Raw genomic sequence first — 14,581 nt, forward strand, 5'->3', positions numbered from 1 at the left:
CATAAAATTGGAAATCTTTATAGCCAATAATTGACTAAAATTAACTGCGGAAACACGCCTATAAAACAACCCATAATCAATTCTTTATACGTGTGGGCATTTAAGTGCAATCTTGAAGTTGCAACCGCACCGGTAATAATCGACATTAATGCCAAAGTACCGTTAATATTGATGTTAAAATGAATGCTTAAAGCTATAAAAAACATAAATAAACCCGATACGGCAATCATATGAATACTGGCTTTAAATTTAAAAATCGCCAAAATCAAGCAAGCCAATGTTGAAATCAATATGCCTACAAAAAAGAAATAAAGCTCAATAACTTGACTTGGCGTAACAATACGCTGCAATACCAAAATAAGAACCACACAATAGAGCAAAAGCGGAAGGATACGCTCTTTGGTGCTGTCTAAATAAATAGATTTTACCTTGCCAAGTGTTTTTAATAAAAAGAAGAGCAATACGGGTAAAATAATCGTTAAAATAAAAAGCGAAATTAATTTGGCTCGGATAATTTCACTGGGGATAAACCTTGGGGATTTGGCAAAGTAAAAGACCACGCCCAATAATGGCATTAATAAAGGGTGAAAAACAAACGAGATACTTTTTAAAATACGATCTATCATATTTTTTTGCGTAAACGTGCTACCGGAATATCTAATTGTTCTCTGTATTTAGCAACGGTTCGTCGGGCAATTGGATAACCTTTTTCCTTTAAAATGGTAGCTAAAGCTTCGTCGGTTAGTGGTTTGCGCTTATCTTCTTCTTCAATAACTGTTTCTAAAATTTTCTTTATTTCCCTGGTTGAAACATCTTCGCCTTGATCGTTTTTCATCGATTCAGAAAAGAACTCTTTGATGAGTTTTGTACCGTAAGGTGTATCGACATATTTACTGTTCGCCACTCTTGACACGGTAGAGACATCCATAGAGATTTCATCGGCAATATCTTTAAGAATCATGGGTCTTAAATTGCGCTCATCGCCAGTTAAAAAATATTCTTTTTGATAATGCATAATAGCACTCATGGTTACAAACAAGGTTTGTTGGCGTTGTTTTATAGCCTCGATAAACCACTTGGCAGCATCTAATTTTTGTTTTATAAAAATAACGGCATCTTTTTGCGAGCTCGATTTTTCTTTACTGTCCTTATAACCTTTAAGCATGTTGCTGTATTCTCTAGACACGTGTAAATCGGGTGCGTTTCTGCCATTAAGCGTGAGCTCTAACTCGCCATCAACAATTTTAATGGCAAAATCGGGAACCACATGTTCAACAATTCGGTTATTGCCCGCATAAGAACCTCCGGGTTTTGGGTTTAAATGTTCAATTTCTGAAATGGCGTCTTTCAGTTGAGCTTCGGTAATATCGAATTTTTGGAGCAGTTTTTTATAATGCTTTTTTGTAAACTGATCGAAAGCATTATCAATAATATCAATAGCCAATTCTATATTGGCTGTTTTTTCTTTTCTATGTAGCTGGATACTTAAACACTCTTGAAGGTTTCGTGCGCCAACACCAGCCGGATCCAATTGATGTACAATGCGCAAAACCGATGCCACTTTGTCTTCATCGGTGTACACGTTTTGCGTAAACGCCAAATCATCGGTAATATCGGATAGCGAACGACGGATGTATCCGCTTTCATCGACGCTTCCTACTAAAAATTCAGCAATATCGCGCTCGTCGTCAGATAACCGATAGGTGTTCAATTGATTGATTAAATGCTGGGTGAAAGATGTTCCTGCGGCATAGGGCATCGTTTTTTCCTCATCATCGCTACTGTAATTATTAACCTGCGTGCGGTAATCCGGGATTTCATCATCACTTAAATATTCATCAACATTAATATCTTCGGCATTTATGGTTTCATTGTCATCATAATCATCGGCAGAATTGTCTAAATCCGAATCGTAATCGTTGTCATGCTCTTCTTTACCACCTTCAAGCGCAGGGTTTTCTTCAAGCTCTTGCTTAATGCGTTGCTCGAAAGCCTGTGTTGGCAACTGAATCAATTTCATTAATTGAATCTGCTGCGGCGACAGTTTTTGCGATAATTTGAATTGTAAATATTGTTTAAGCATGTTCCGATTTGATTATTGTAAAAATATAAAACTATTTTTAAAAAAGAAGACCTGTCTGATTAAGATACTGAAACAAGTTCAGCACAGGGAACCTGACAGGTCTCTATAATACGAAAGTAAATCTAAAACTCTGCGTTTTGTGGGGTTCGTGGAAAAGGAATAACGTCTCTAATATTGCCCATTCCTGTGGCGAACATCACCAAACGCTCGAAGCCTAAGCCAAACCCAGAATGCACCGCAGTGCCGTATTTGCGTAAATCCAAATACCACCACAGTTCCTCTTCATCGATATCCAAAGCCTTCATTTTTTCTTTTAAAACCTCTAAACGCTCTTCACGTTGCGAGCCACCAACTATTTCGCCAATGCCTGGGAACAGTATATCCATGGCACGAACGGTTTTGCCGTCTTCGTTTAAACGCATGTAAAACGCTTTTATATTTGCCGGATAATCAAACAAAATCACAGGGCATTTAAAGTGTTTTTCAACAAGAAAACGCTCGTGTTCGCTTTGTAAATCTGCGCCCCATTCGTCGATTAGATATTTGAATTTCTTTTTCTTATTGGGTTTGCTGTTGCGTAAAATATCGATGGCTTCGGTATAGCTTACACGTTTAAAATTGTTTTCGGTAACAAACTTTAATTTTTCAATTAACGTCATATCACTACGTTGCGCCTGCGGTTTAGATTTTTCTTCGTCTTGTAAACGTTTGTCCAAAAACTCTAAATCTTCACGATTGTTTTCTAAAACATAAGTAATAACAGATTTCAAAAAAGCTTCCGCCAAATCCATATTGCCCGCTAAATCCATAAAAGCCACTTCGGGTTCAATCATCCAAAACTCAGCTAAATGGCGCGAAGTATTCGAATTTTCGGCGCGAAAGGTTGGGCCAAAGGTATATACTTTACCTAAAGACATCGCATAGGTTTCAGCTTCCAATTGCCCCGAAACGGTAAGGTTGGTTTCTTTTCCGAAGAAATCTTTTGAAAAATCGACTTCGCCTTCGTCATTTAATGGCGGATTTTTAGCATCTAAATTGGTAACGCGAAACATTTCGCCGGCACCTTCGGCATCGCTTCCCGTAACAATTGGAGCGTGCATATAGTAAAATCCGTTTTCGTTAAAATATTTATGAATGGCAAACGACAGGGCAGAGCGCAAACGCATCACGGCACTAAAGGTGTTGGTTCGCGTGCGTAAATGGGCGTTCTCCCTTAAAAATTCAAACGAGTGTTTTTTAGGTTGAATAGGAAAGCTCTCAGCATCAGAATCGCCTAAAATGTCAATGGAATTCACATTGATTTCAACATTTTGGCCTTTGCCTTGGCTTTCCACCAATTCGCCTTTTATATGAAGTGCAGCACCCGTTGTAATACGTTTTAAAATAGCTTGGTTTGTATTTTCAAAGTCCACTACACATTGTATATTATTTAAAGTAGAACCATCATTTAAGGCTATAAAACGATTTGCTCTAAAGGTTCTTACCCAACCCTTGATTTCTACTTCTGGCAGGGTAATTTCCTGCGATAATAATTGTGATACGGTACGTAATTGCATGTGTATTTAATTTTAAAGTGCAAATATAAAGAAAGCCTTTGGGCTTTCAATCTTCAAATAATCAAAAAACAAACACCAAAATGAGAAATATCCTTTTTGGATTTTAGAATTAGTTGTTTGCAATTTCCTCTGTGTCGTCTTCCTCAGGAATAATATTTATTGAAGGTTCTTTCAATACTTCTTTATTGGCAATACTGCGTTCTAAAGACAGTAATAAAGACGGTAATAACAAGAGGTTTGAAAGCATAGCGAAAAGTAAAGTCGCCGAGACCAAAGCCCCTAAAGCCACCGTACCGCCAAAGCTGGAAATGGTGAAAACCGAGAATCCAAAAAACAAAACAATGGAGGTGTAAAACATGCTCACACCGGTTTCGCGTAAAGCGGCATAAACCGATTTTTTTATTTTCCAATGGTTGGCCTGTAACTCTTGCCTGTATTTTGCTAAAAAGTGAATGGTATCATCAACCGAAATACCAAAAGCAATACTAAACACCAAAATGGTTGACGGTTTTATAGGTACACCCAAATAGCCCATTAAACCTGCGGTTACCAGTAATGGCAGGAGGTTAGGGATGAGCGATACAATTATCATTCTAAAAGACCTAAACATATAGGCCATAAATAAAGAAATAAGAAATATGGCCAACGATAGCGAAATGGCTAGGTTTTTTACCAAGTATTTGGTGCCTTTTTGAAACACCAACGCTTTGCCCGTCATGCTTACGTTGTAGCGTTCTTTAGGAAAAACCTTGTCTATTTCGGTTTGCAGGTTTTCCTCGATGCGCTCCATTTTATCGGTGCCAATATCCTTCATAAAAGTGGTGATACGTGCGTATTGCCCGGTGCTGTCTACAAAGTTTTTAAGCAAATCGACATTGGATGTCGAGTTTTTGGCATACGATAAAATAAAACTGTTTTCCTGCGACGTTGGTAGTTGGTAATGCTTGGGATTGCCGTTGTAATACGCCTGTTTGGAGTATTTAACCAAACCAACAACCGAAATGGGTTTAGAGAGTTCGGGCGTTTCAATAATTAAATCCTCCAGTTCGTTCATACGTTTTAAGGTGCCTAGTTTCATAACACCTTTTTTGCGCTTGGTGTCAATCATAATTTCCAAGGGCATAATACCGCTAAACTCATCTTCAAAAAAACGAATATCGTTTACAAATTCGGATTCTTGAGGCATATCGTCTATCAAACTCCCCGAGATTTTTATTTGATAAATACCAATAATACTGGCTATAAGCAATACCAATGACGTGGCGTAAATGGCAATGCGTTTTTGCTTTACCATGCGTTCCATCCAATCAACAAAAGCACCGATCCAACGCTTGTTTAAGTGTTCTAAATGACGCTCTTTTGGGTACGGTAAAAAGGTGTAAATAATTGGAATGATGAGCAGGCACAAAATAAAAATAGCCAAAATACTTAGCGATGCCACAATACCGAATTCCTTTAAAAGCTTGCTTTCGGTTAAAATAAAAGTAGCAAAACCAGAGGCTGTGGTAACGTTGGTCATTAACGTTGCATTCCCAATTTTGGTGATAACGCGTTGCAACGATTTTACTTTATTACCGTGTAGTTTAACCTCGTGTTGATATTTGTTTATTAAAAAGATGCAGTTTGGAATACCGATTACAATTATTAATGGCGGAATCAAGGCCGTTAAAACGGTAATCTCGTAGTTTAACAAACCTAGGAAACCCAAGGTCCACATCACGCCAATACACACTACGATTAACGAAATAAAAGTGGCTCGAAAAGACCTGAAAAAGAAAAAGAAAATAAGCGAGGTAACCAATAAGGCAGCAACAATAAACTTGCCTATTTCGTCAATAATAAGTTGGGAGTTTAGGGTTCTTATATAAGGCATTCCAGACACCCTAACATCTAAATTTTGGGCGATTTCAAAAGCTTCAATCGTCGGGTTTAAAACATCGATAACAAAGTCTTTTCTGGCCGATGTGTTAACAATATCCTTTTTTAAATAAATGGCCGTTCTAATCGTTTTTGTTTCTTTATTAAACAGGAAATTATCATAAAACGGATACTTTTTAAAAAGCTCATTTTGAAGCGTTTCAATTTGTTTTAAAGATGAAACCGAATCTTTTATAAAAGGTTCGAGCTTGAATTTTTCGTTTTCATCATCCTTGATAAGCTTTTGTAAATCTTTGATTGAAATAACAGTTTCAACATCTTCAAATTGTTTGAACGATTCTGAAAGTTTGTTCCAAGCATTCAGCTTTTCAACGGTAAAAAGTGAAGTATCTTTAACTCCAAGAACAATTAAATTACCTTCTTCACCAAAGATTTTTAAAAAATCGTTATAAACCACATTTACCTCGTGGTCGTCCGGTAATAAGTTGGCTTCGGTGTGGGTAAACCGCATGTTTTTCCACTGAAAACTAAAAAATACAGTAGCCCCAATTATGGCAACAAGAATGGCTATTTTGTTACGCAAAATAAGTCTTGCCGTGACATCCCAGAAGTTTTTTGTGAATAGTTTAAACATGCTCTGTTTTAAAGATGCGCAAAGGTAGAAAAAACAATGTATAACTAACTTTAATTCCCTTATAATGTTACGTTAAAGGTGAATTTTAGGGCAATATTATCTTCTGTTTTAGGTAAATGATATGCGCCATATCTGTACGAAAAACTTAAACCAAAGCCAAAGAGCAATTTGTTAAGCTCGAAACCGGATTCGGTGTAGCCCTTTTTTAAAGAATTAAATGTTACATTTTGATGCCTTTCCGGGTTTTCTATGTCGCCAATAGCGTATCGGGTTATTAATACCAATTGCGGTTGGAAACGTTTGGATATTTTAAATGGCGCTATATAATGTTTGAGTTGAAAGGTTGTGAATTTATCCGAAAAAAACTCATTAAAAAACATGGTTTCAAAACTATTTAAACCAGCCACCGAAAACCGTTGCATAATGGTTTCTTTTCTGATGTTGTTTGGGTATGCGTGGTACAAATGGGTTAATGGCGCATTTTCAGAGGTGATGCCAGAAACTAAAGTGATTTCTGACAGGGCGTCGTTTTTATGTGGTATTTTATGAATGGTTCTAAAATCCAGTTTTGAAAAATTTATGTTGCTGTTAAATAAATTTTTAAAGCTATTGGTAAACTGAAGCGTAAATTTTGGGTAGCCTTCCTTGGTTTCGATTAATTTGTTTTTTGCATAGTCATAATGGCTAAAAGGGCTCCATTGCAATGCTAAAGTTACGGTGCTTAAATGAAACTCGCTAAGTGCATTGTTGTTAAAAACGTATTGGTAATTGTAGGTTGGGTTTATGTTGCTTACCGCAAACTGTGTTTCGGTTAATAATTTTGACGCTAATTGGTGTTCGATGGAAACGGCTTTTGTAACGTGTTTATGGAACAAATCGATATTTAACAAACGGGGTTCGAAAAATTGGAAAAAGCGGGTGTCGGTTAAAAACTTTGTGCTTCCGGTTTCTTGTAAATCGTTGGTATACGACGCGTTTAACCAGGTGTTTGTTTCTTCGGCCAACCTGAAACCAGCACCGATACTGTATTTAAAACGGTGGTCTTTAAAACCGTAAACGGTATAGCCGTTAATTCGGAAGGTCTCTGAAAGCGCCTCGTTGGTTATGCCACCAATACCAGTTCTGAGGCCCTCGTATTGATTGAATTTTATTAAATAGCGCAAGTCGAAATTAAAATACTTGGTGGGCAAAAAACCGTTTCCGAGTTGCTTAACAAAAGCTTTTTTTTTAATCGAATCTTGTTTGGGTTCTATTTCCGTATTTGAAAAAGATTGGGAGTGCAGCAACATTGTAAAAATGAAAAACAGGAAAGTTGTACAATGTTTTAGCATGTGCGCGATAAAAGTTAGGGTTTATAAAAAAAGCGACAATTTAGTCGCTTCTTAAATTACACGGTCATGATTTCTTTTTCTTTATTTTCAAAGATATCATCTATCCTTTTCACGTATGAGTCCGTCATTTTTTGTATATCAATTTCAGCATTCTTTTGAAGGTCTTCTGAAATATCATCATTCTTTTTAACGTCGTTCATGGCGTCTTTACGTGCTGTTCTAACACTGATTTTTGCATCTTCGGATTCTGCCTTTGCTTGTTTTGCAAGGGCACGACGGCGTTCTTCGGTTAAAGGCGGTACATTAATGATAATGGTTTCTCCGTTATTCATGGGGTTAAAACCAAGGTTGGCATAAGCAATACCACGTTCAATTTCCTGCAACATGCTTTTTTCCCAAGGCTGAACGGTTATTGTTCTTCCATCGGGTGTATTTACGTTGGCTACTTGACTTAAGGGCGTTTGCGAACCGTAGTAATCTACCATAACGCTACCCAACATTGCGGGACTTGCTTTTCCTGCCCTAATGTTTACCAATTGCTTTTCTAAATGCTTTATGGCATTATCCATAGCTTCTTTTGCCGTGTCTAATATAAATTGTACGTCTTCGTTCATGTTTTAAAATTTTATATCAATAATTTCAAAAATTGCGCCAAACTAACAAGCTTTAATTTTATAATGTGGTGTTAGTTTAGATTCCCTTTTTTAAGGGAATGACAATTTATTTGAAACTTTAAAGTGATACCTTAAAGTTATAATTTTAATAATCAAATATTTACTTCTGTTCCAATTTTTTCACCAGAAACAACTTTCATTAAATTTCCTCTGGTATTCATATCGAAAACTATTATTGGCAGTTTGTTTTCCTGGCTTAATGTAAACGCTGTGGTGTCCATTACTTTCAACCCTTTTCTCAGTACATCGTCAAATGTGATGTGTTCAAATTTTATAGCCGAATGGTCTTTTTCAGGATCTGTGTTATAAATACCATCAACCCGTGTACCTTTTAAAATCACATCGGCTTCAACTTCAATTGCTCTTAAAACAGCCGCAGAATCGGTAGTAAAATACGGATTTCCGGTGCCGCCACCAAAAATAACAACACGTCCTTTTTTAAGATGACTCATCGCTTTTCTGCGTATAAAAGGTTCGGCAACCTCATTTATTTTAATGGCCGTTTGCAACCGTGTTTTCACACCGGCATCTTCCAAAGCGTTTTGCAATGCTAAACCGTTTATTACGGTTGCCAGCATACCCATGTGATCGCCTTGAACTCGGTCCATGCCATTCATGGCGCCAGCTACGCCTCTAAAAATATTGCCGCCACCAATTACAATAGCCACTTCGATGCCCTTCTCTGTAACGGCTTTAATATCTTGGGCATATTCTGCTAATCGTTCGGGGTCGATACCATATTGTCGGTCGCCCATTAAGGCTTCGCCGGATAATTTAAGTAGGATGCGTTTGTATTTCATAATGTTTCTGAAAGTTTAGCAAAGCTACATAATTTTTTTATTTTTTGAATTTATAAATAAGTCCTTTTTAAGGATTAAAAAAACCACTATTCTTTTAAGAATAGTGGTTTATGCTTTAGATTCCTGTTTTAACAGAAATTAGAATTATCCTAAAGTAACTCGTTTAAATCCTGAAATTTCAACATCACCAAAAGAAGAAACATATTCGGCAACGGTTTTCTTTTCGTCTTTAATAAACTTTTGATCTAATAAGCATTGCTCTTGATCCAAAGTTGTATTATCAGAAATAAAACGCTCCATTTTACCAGGTAAAATTCTGTCCCAAATCTGTTCTGGCTTACCTTCAGCTTTAAGTTCTGCTTTTGCAGCTTCTTCTGCCTCTGCAATAACTTCTGGAGTTAATTGTGCCATAGAGATATATTTTGGTACATTTTTTAGGGTTTTACCCAAACGTCCTAATTCGATATTGTCTTTTTCAATTACTGCGATGCGCGCTTCAGTTTCCGATGCAATGTAAGCCGGGTCAAAATCTTTATAAGATAAAGTGGTAGCTCCCATAGAGGCTACTTGCATAGCAACATCTTTTACTAAGGTTTCAGCGTTGTCAACATTAGCAGATAAGCCTACTAAAGCAGCAATTTTATTAATGTGAACGTAAGTACCAACATAAGCAGCTTCTAGTTTTTCAAATGCATTGATTTCTAGTTTTTCGCCAATCACACCAGTTTGTTCAACTAATTTCTCGGCAACTGTCATGCCTCCAAAATCTGCTGCTAAAAATGATTCTTTAGAATCGTGGTTTAAAGCAATATCGGCCAATTGATTAGCTAATGCCAAAAAGTTTTCGTTTTTACCAACAAAATCCGTTTCACATCCTAAAACAATAGCGACACCTGAAGTATTATCGGCATTTACTTTAGATACAGCGGCACCTTCGCTAGATTCGCGGTCTGCTCTTTTTGCTGCAACTTTTTGTCCTTTTTTACGTAAAACCTCAATGGCTTTGTCAAAATCACCTTCGGCTTCAACCAATGCTTTTTTGCAGTCCATCATGCCTGCACCAGTAGCTTGTCTTAATTTATTAACCTCTTGGGCTGTTATTTTTACTGTAGTACTCATAGTAATTATAATTTAAAAAAGTCGTTTAATTTATTTTTCAATTGAGAAAAAGAACTAAACGACTTATTTGTGTGTATTGTGTTATTTATTCTTCTTCTTCAGCAACAGCTTTTTTAGCTGGAGCAGCTTTAGCTTTAGCCTCGGCTTTTGGAGTTTCCTCTTTAGCAGATGCCGTAGCATCTTTTTCAGCTTTACGCTCAGCCAAACCTTCTGCTATTGCAGATGCTACGTGAGTTAGTATCTTGTCTATCGATTTAGAAGCGTCATCATTTGCTGGTATAACATAATCAACCTGACGTGGGTCGGAGTTGGTGTCAACCATGGCAAAAATAGGAATGTTTAATTTTTGAGCTTCTTTAATAGCGATGTGCTCACGCTTAATATCTACAACAAACAAAGCTCCCGGTAAACGCGTCATATCGCTAATAGAACCTAAGTTTTTTTCTAACTTCGCTCTTAAACGATCAACTTGTAAACGTTCTTTTTTAGATAAGGTTAAAAACGTACCGTCTTTCTTCATTCTATCGATAGAGGCCATTTTTTTAACCGCTTTTCTAATAGTAACAAAGTTGGTTAACATACCACCTGGCCATCTTTCCGTGATGTAAGGCATGTTAATTTCGCCGGCTTTTTCAGCTACGATATCTTTGGCTTGTTTTTTTGTTGCAACGAATAAAATCTTACGACCCGAGTTTGCAATTTTAGCTAATGCCGCACCTGCTTCCTCAATTTTTGCCGCTGTTTTATAAAGGTTGATAATATGGATGCCGTTGCGCTCCATATATACGTAAGGCGCCATGTTTGGATCCCACTTACGTGTAAGGTGACCGAAGTGTACACCTGCTTCAAGTAATTCTTTTACTTCTACTGCCATTTTGTAATAGTTTACGTTCTGTTGAATTAGCAATAATTAAGTGGTCATTTTTTAAATCGCCTTAACTATTTAGATGCTAAACTAAATCCTGTTTTTTACAACTAGGACAACAATAACTGTTTAAATTTTTTGTTTTAATTTTCAACAAGATTAAGATAACTGATAAACAGTTCCTCAATCAAGTTGAGGATAAAATTAACGTTTCGAGAATTGGAACTTCTTACGAGCTTTCTTCTGTCCGAATTTCTTACGCTCTACCATTCTTGGATCTCTTGTTAATAAACCTTCTGGTTTTAATGTTAATCTGTTCTCTGCATCAACTTCGCACATAGCGCGAGAAATTGCCAAACGAACAGCTTCTGCTTGACCTGTAATACCTCCTCCAAATACATTTACTGTAATATCAAAGTTGGCGTCATTGTTAGTCAAAACTAATGGTTGTTTTACTTTGTACTGTAAAGTAGCGGTAGTAAAATAATTAGCTAAGTCTTTTTTATTGATTGTAATGTTACCTTTTCCTGGGGCAACATAAGCGCGCGCAACAGCCGTTTTTCTACGGCCAATTTTGTGAATTACATCCATTATTTGAATTCGTTTAAGTTAATTGCCTTTGGTTTTTGCGCTGCATGAGCATGCTCTGAACCAACAACAACGGTTAGATTACGGAATAACGCTGCACCTAATTTGTTTTTAGGTAGCATTCCTTTTACTGATTTTTCTACCACTCTTGCAGGGTCTTTCCCGTACAATTCAGTAGCAGTTAAACTTTTTTGACCTCCTGGGTAACCTGTGTGACGAATGTACGTTTTGTCGTTCCATTTGTTTCCAGATAACGTGATTTTTTCAGCATTGATAATAATTACATTATCTCCGCAATCTACATGAGGTGTGAAGTTTGGCTTGTGTTTACCTCTTAAAAGTTTTGCAACTTTAGAGCTTAAACGACCAAGCGCCTGACCTTCAGCATCAACTAAAACCCACTCTTTATTTACAGTAGCTTTGTTTGCTGAAATCGTTTTGTAGCTTAATGTGTCCACACTTTAAATTTTTTCTAATTAAACATTCCTCTCTCAAAAAGAGTTTGCAAATTTACGATTATATATTTGATTACCAAATAGTGAAGTGAGATTATTTTAGATTAATAATTGCGGGTTTTGAGCGATTGAATTTTATCAAATAAAAACCCAATCGATTACCAAGAAATTTGATGAACTGATTGGGTGTAATTATTACGTGGTGTGTTCTGTTTTTCAGCTTGAAAGGCCTAATTGTTTTCAACAAATTTAAGATTGATGCCAACTGATAACAAATGGTTTTTATCGGTAAAGTAACCGTTGTTATTATCATCAATTTAATGATATGAGTGATTGATTAAACCATATTTATGGTGGTAAAAGGTAGTAACTTTTACAAAATCAATCATTTATATGTGTGTGCTTATAGAATATTAAGATATTTTATACTAAATTGCTGAAGAAATTCAAGGCGTTTGTAAGTGAAAGTATAGCGACAGATAAAAAAAGATCATTTAATTATTTTTTACTAACTTTAATATTCTCTAAGTCTAATTCAAGGCGCACTATTTTATTGAATTTCAACAATTACTACCCCAATCTATTTTTTTTGAGCTTATGCATTTTGTGATTTCCTTTTATTTTAAAAGGATTTCGTTATGGCGATTTCTTATTACTATTTAAATGAAAAACCAGTTTGTAATTAATAATTAAAAACCCATAAACAATTATGTCAGACCAAGCCGTCAAAATTTTCACTTCATATGCCCATGAAGATGAAGGCCTCAAAGATGAAATGGATAAATACCTAAAAGTACTAAAGCGCTCGGGCAAGATTGATGCTTGGAACGATCGCGAATTAATTGCAGGACAGGAATGGAATGCCGGCATTATGGATGAACTTGCTAAAGCCAATGTCATTTTACTTTTGGTAAGTGTCGATTTTCTCGCTTCCGATTTTATTTGGGATAAAGAATTGGCAGAAGCCATGAAACGTCACGAAGCCGGAGACGCCTTTGTAGTGCCTATTATTTTAAGAAATTGTAAATGGACCAGCATGCCATTTGCAAAATTGCAGGCTTTACCGCGAAATGCAAAACCGATTTCTGAATATGCCGATAGAGATGCAGCCTTCACCGAAGTAGCAACCGGAATTGAACGCCTTGTGGATCATATCCTATCAAAGTAAATAGTATAAAAATAAAGTAACCAACCAAAATATTTATAACTATGGCAACAAGCACGCAGTCTTCAATGCCCACTAAAAAAGGAAAAATCACCGTATATTTCCTAGCGGCTCCCGAAGATGAAGAACAAACCAAAGCGGTGAAAAAATACCTCTCACCGGTAGTGAGGAATTCTGAAATTCCCATTGAAATTTTAAGCGATTTCGAGATCCCACCAGGACAGGATATTAACGAATATAAGCTTCAATTATATGATGCCGATATTGTTTTGGCGTTTATAAGTGCCGATTTTATTAACGATGATCAAACTTATATTCGTACCCAAAAAGTTATTGAAAGATATAATAACGATGAAACGATTATGCTGCCTATTTTGGTAAGGAATTGTATGTGGAAATCTACGCCATTTGTAAACTTACCACTATTGCCTAAAAACACGCAACCGCTTAATAACAAGCAATTTTGGAACAGTGAAGATGATGCCTTAACCTCGGTGGTTAACGATATTTACGAATCCATAAATGAATTCAGTTATAATAATGTTGAGTCTGTTGAAGATGACGTCGTAGTAGAGGAAGCATCGAAAGCTGATATTTCAGAATTGCTTTCCGAAATGGAAATTACCGAACCAACCGCGGACCCCACGCCAGCATCTTCATTGGCAGATTCTGAAATTGACGTTCCGGATAGTACAGAAGCATTAGCAGACCAAGTTGAAGAAGTTGTTGAGGCTAAACAAACCAAAGCACCAATAGTTGAAGAGGAACCGATAATTGAAAAGAAACCGATAGTTGAAAAAGAAGCTAAAAAAGAAACCGTAAAACCCAGAGAAAGAAAGAAAATTGCAAATGTTGACATGCAGGTTGACTGGCGTAAAAAGTATTACCGCAGGGTATTATGGAAACGGGCTTTGGCTTTTTTCCTTGATCAAATATTAACTACAGTACCGCTTTTTTTCATTGGATCAATTTTAGGTGGAGTAGGCTGGTCGGCATTTGCCTCCGAAGAAGTTATTATGGATGAAACAGCAGAACTTACCATGAATGATTGGTTCTTTTTCATAATTATTCCTATGTTATTGTATTTTGTCGTTAGCGCAGTCGTTGAGTCCTCTAAGTATAAAGGTACATTTGGGAAACTAATAATGAAAATGGAAATTACAGACCGTCAAGGCAACCGAATTGGTTTTTTCAGGGCGTTTTTTAGAAATATACTAAGGTTTTTTATGGGTTACTTGTATTTGCTTGTTATTCCATTTATAATTCAAATTTTCACATATAGAAAATACAAAAAACTTTTTCACGACCAGATTTCATATACGGTAGTAGGTGAACGTTTGAAAAAAGAAAAACATGTAAAGTAATCTCATTAGAATTCAAAAAGAATTTAAAACAGAAATCTTTAAATTATTTGTCTGTTTCGTCTAAAAATG

The 14,581-nt window shown here is 36.4% G+C and carries 13 protein-coding genes; 2 read left to right on the forward strand and 11 right to left on the reverse strand.

Annotation, left to right across the window (positions count from 1 at the left end; translation table 11 throughout):
• Positions 1–17 precede the first annotated feature (17 nt).
• From ACN5J7_RS01545 to rplM, 11 genes are all read right to left on the reverse strand, one after another.
• Positions 18–626, reverse strand: a complete 609-nt coding sequence (locus ACN5J7_RS01545; protein ID WP_418602389.1) for a hypothetical protein — start codon at positions 624–626, stop codon at positions 18–20.
• The gene (rpoN, locus tag ACN5J7_RS01550; RefSeq protein ID WP_311937117.1) at positions 623–2,083 is read right to left on the reverse strand and encodes an RNA polymerase factor sigma-54; all 1,461 of its coding nucleotides are present in this window, start codon (positions 2,081–2,083) and stop codon (positions 623–625) included. The genes ACN5J7_RS01545 and rpoN overlap by 4 nt, the downstream gene beginning before the upstream one ends.
• Positions 2,084–2,205: 122 nt before the next feature.
• Positions 2,206–3,639, reverse strand: coding sequence for an asparagine--tRNA ligase (gene asnS / locus ACN5J7_RS01555; RefSeq protein WP_418602390.1), 1,434 nt, complete (start codon positions 3,637–3,639; stop codon positions 2,206–2,208).
• 109 nt (positions 3,640–3,748) lie between these two features.
• Complete coding sequence (locus ACN5J7_RS01560; RefSeq protein WP_418602391.1) at positions 3,749–6,151, reverse strand: efflux RND transporter permease subunit; 2,403 nt, start codon at positions 6,149–6,151, stop codon at positions 3,749–3,751.
• A 59-nt stretch (positions 6,152–6,210) separates the two neighbouring features.
• Entirely contained in the window at positions 6,211–7,440 is a 1,230-nt protein-coding gene (locus ACN5J7_RS01565) for a hypothetical protein (protein ID WP_418602392.1), read from the reverse strand.
• Between the two features lie 98 nt (positions 7,441–7,538).
• Positions 7,539–8,096: a ribosome recycling factor gene (frr, locus tag ACN5J7_RS01570; protein WP_311937128.1), complete on the reverse strand. Its 558-nt coding sequence runs from the start codon at positions 8,094–8,096 to the stop codon at positions 7,539–7,541.
• A 152-nt stretch (positions 8,097–8,248) separates the two neighbouring features.
• Complete coding sequence (gene pyrH, locus ACN5J7_RS01575; RefSeq protein WP_311937132.1) at positions 8,249–8,956, reverse strand: UMP kinase; 708 nt, start codon at positions 8,954–8,956, stop codon at positions 8,249–8,251.
• Positions 8,957–9,100: 144 nt separating this feature from the next.
• A complete protein-coding gene (gene tsf, locus ACN5J7_RS01580) occupies positions 9,101–10,075 on the reverse strand; it encodes a translation elongation factor Ts (RefSeq protein ID WP_311937135.1) in 975 nt (324 codons plus the stop codon).
• An 85-nt stretch (positions 10,076–10,160) separates the two neighbouring features.
• Positions 10,161–10,949, reverse strand: a complete 789-nt coding sequence (gene rpsB / locus ACN5J7_RS01585) for a 30S ribosomal protein S2 (protein ID WP_418602393.1) — start codon at positions 10,947–10,949, stop codon at positions 10,161–10,163.
• 195 nt (positions 10,950–11,144) lie between these two features.
• The gene (gene rpsI / locus ACN5J7_RS01590; protein WP_311937141.1) at positions 11,145–11,531 is read right to left on the reverse strand and encodes a 30S ribosomal protein S9; all 387 of its coding nucleotides are present in this window, start codon (positions 11,529–11,531) and stop codon (positions 11,145–11,147) included.
• Positions 11,531–11,986, reverse strand: a complete 456-nt coding sequence (rplM, locus tag ACN5J7_RS01595) for a 50S ribosomal protein L13 (protein WP_311937144.1) — start codon at positions 11,984–11,986, stop codon at positions 11,531–11,533. The genes rpsI and rplM overlap by 1 nt, the downstream gene beginning before the upstream one ends.
• A gap of 706 nt (positions 11,987–12,692) precedes the next feature.
• On the opposite strand from rplM, the gene ACN5J7_RS01600 reads away from it, so the two are divergent.
• A complete protein-coding gene (locus tag ACN5J7_RS01600) occupies positions 12,693–13,151 on the forward strand; it encodes a toll/interleukin-1 receptor domain-containing protein (protein WP_418602394.1) in 459 nt (152 codons plus the stop codon).
• A gap of 41 nt (positions 13,152–13,192) precedes the next feature.
• The gene (locus tag ACN5J7_RS01605) at positions 13,193–14,512 is read left to right on the forward strand and encodes an RDD family protein (protein WP_418602395.1); all 1,320 of its coding nucleotides are present in this window, start codon (positions 13,193–13,195) and stop codon (positions 14,510–14,512) included.
• Positions 14,513–14,581 lie beyond the last annotated feature (69 nt).

This window comes from Hwangdonia sp., assembly GCF_048381975.1.
Taxonomy (GTDB): Bacteria; Bacteroidota; Bacteroidia; order Flavobacteriales; family Flavobacteriaceae; genus Hwangdonia; species Hwangdonia seohaensis.

Excerpts from the sequence above, each read along its gene's own strand:
- rpsB (WP_418602393.1), bottom strand. The coding sequence starts at position 10,949 with ATGGCAGTAGAAGTAAAAGAATTACTTGAAGCAGGTGTACACTTCGGT.
- ACN5J7_RS01565 (WP_418602392.1), bottom strand. The coding sequence starts at position 7,440 with ATGTTGCTGCACTCCCAATCTTTTTCAAATACGGAAATAGAACCCAAA.
- frr (WP_311937128.1), bottom strand. The coding sequence starts at position 8,096 with ATGAACGAAGACGTACAATTTATATTAGACACGGCAAAAGAAGCTATG.
- tsf (WP_311937135.1), bottom strand. The coding sequence starts at position 10,075 with ATGAGTACTACAGTAAAAATAACAGCCCAAGAGGTTAATAAATTAAGA.
- pyrH (WP_311937132.1), bottom strand. The coding sequence starts at position 8,956 with ATGAAATACAAACGCATCCTACTTAAATTATCCGGCGAAGCCTTAATG.
- ACN5J7_RS01560 (WP_418602391.1), bottom strand. The coding sequence starts at position 6,151 with ATGTTTAAACTATTCACAAAAAACTTCTGGGATGTCACGGCAAGACTT.
- rpoN (WP_311937117.1), bottom strand. The coding sequence starts at position 2,083 with ATGCTTAAACAATATTTACAATTCAAATTATCGCAAAAACTGTCGCCG.
- asnS (WP_418602390.1), bottom strand. The coding sequence starts at position 3,639 with ATGCAATTACGTACCGTATCACAATTATTATCGCAGGAAATTACCCTG.
- ACN5J7_RS01605 (WP_418602395.1), top strand. The coding sequence starts at position 13,193 with ATGGCAACAAGCACGCAGTCTTCAATGCCCACTAAAAAAGGAAAAATC.
- ACN5J7_RS01600 (WP_418602394.1), top strand. The coding sequence starts at position 12,693 with ATGTCAGACCAAGCCGTCAAAATTTTCACTTCATATGCCCATGAAGAT.
- rpsI (WP_311937141.1), bottom strand. The coding sequence starts at position 11,531 with ATGGATGTAATTCACAAAATTGGCCGTAGAAAAACGGCTGTTGCGCGC.
- ACN5J7_RS01545 (WP_418602389.1), bottom strand. The coding sequence starts at position 626 with ATGATAGATCGTATTTTAAAAAGTATCTCGTTTGTTTTTCACCCTTTA.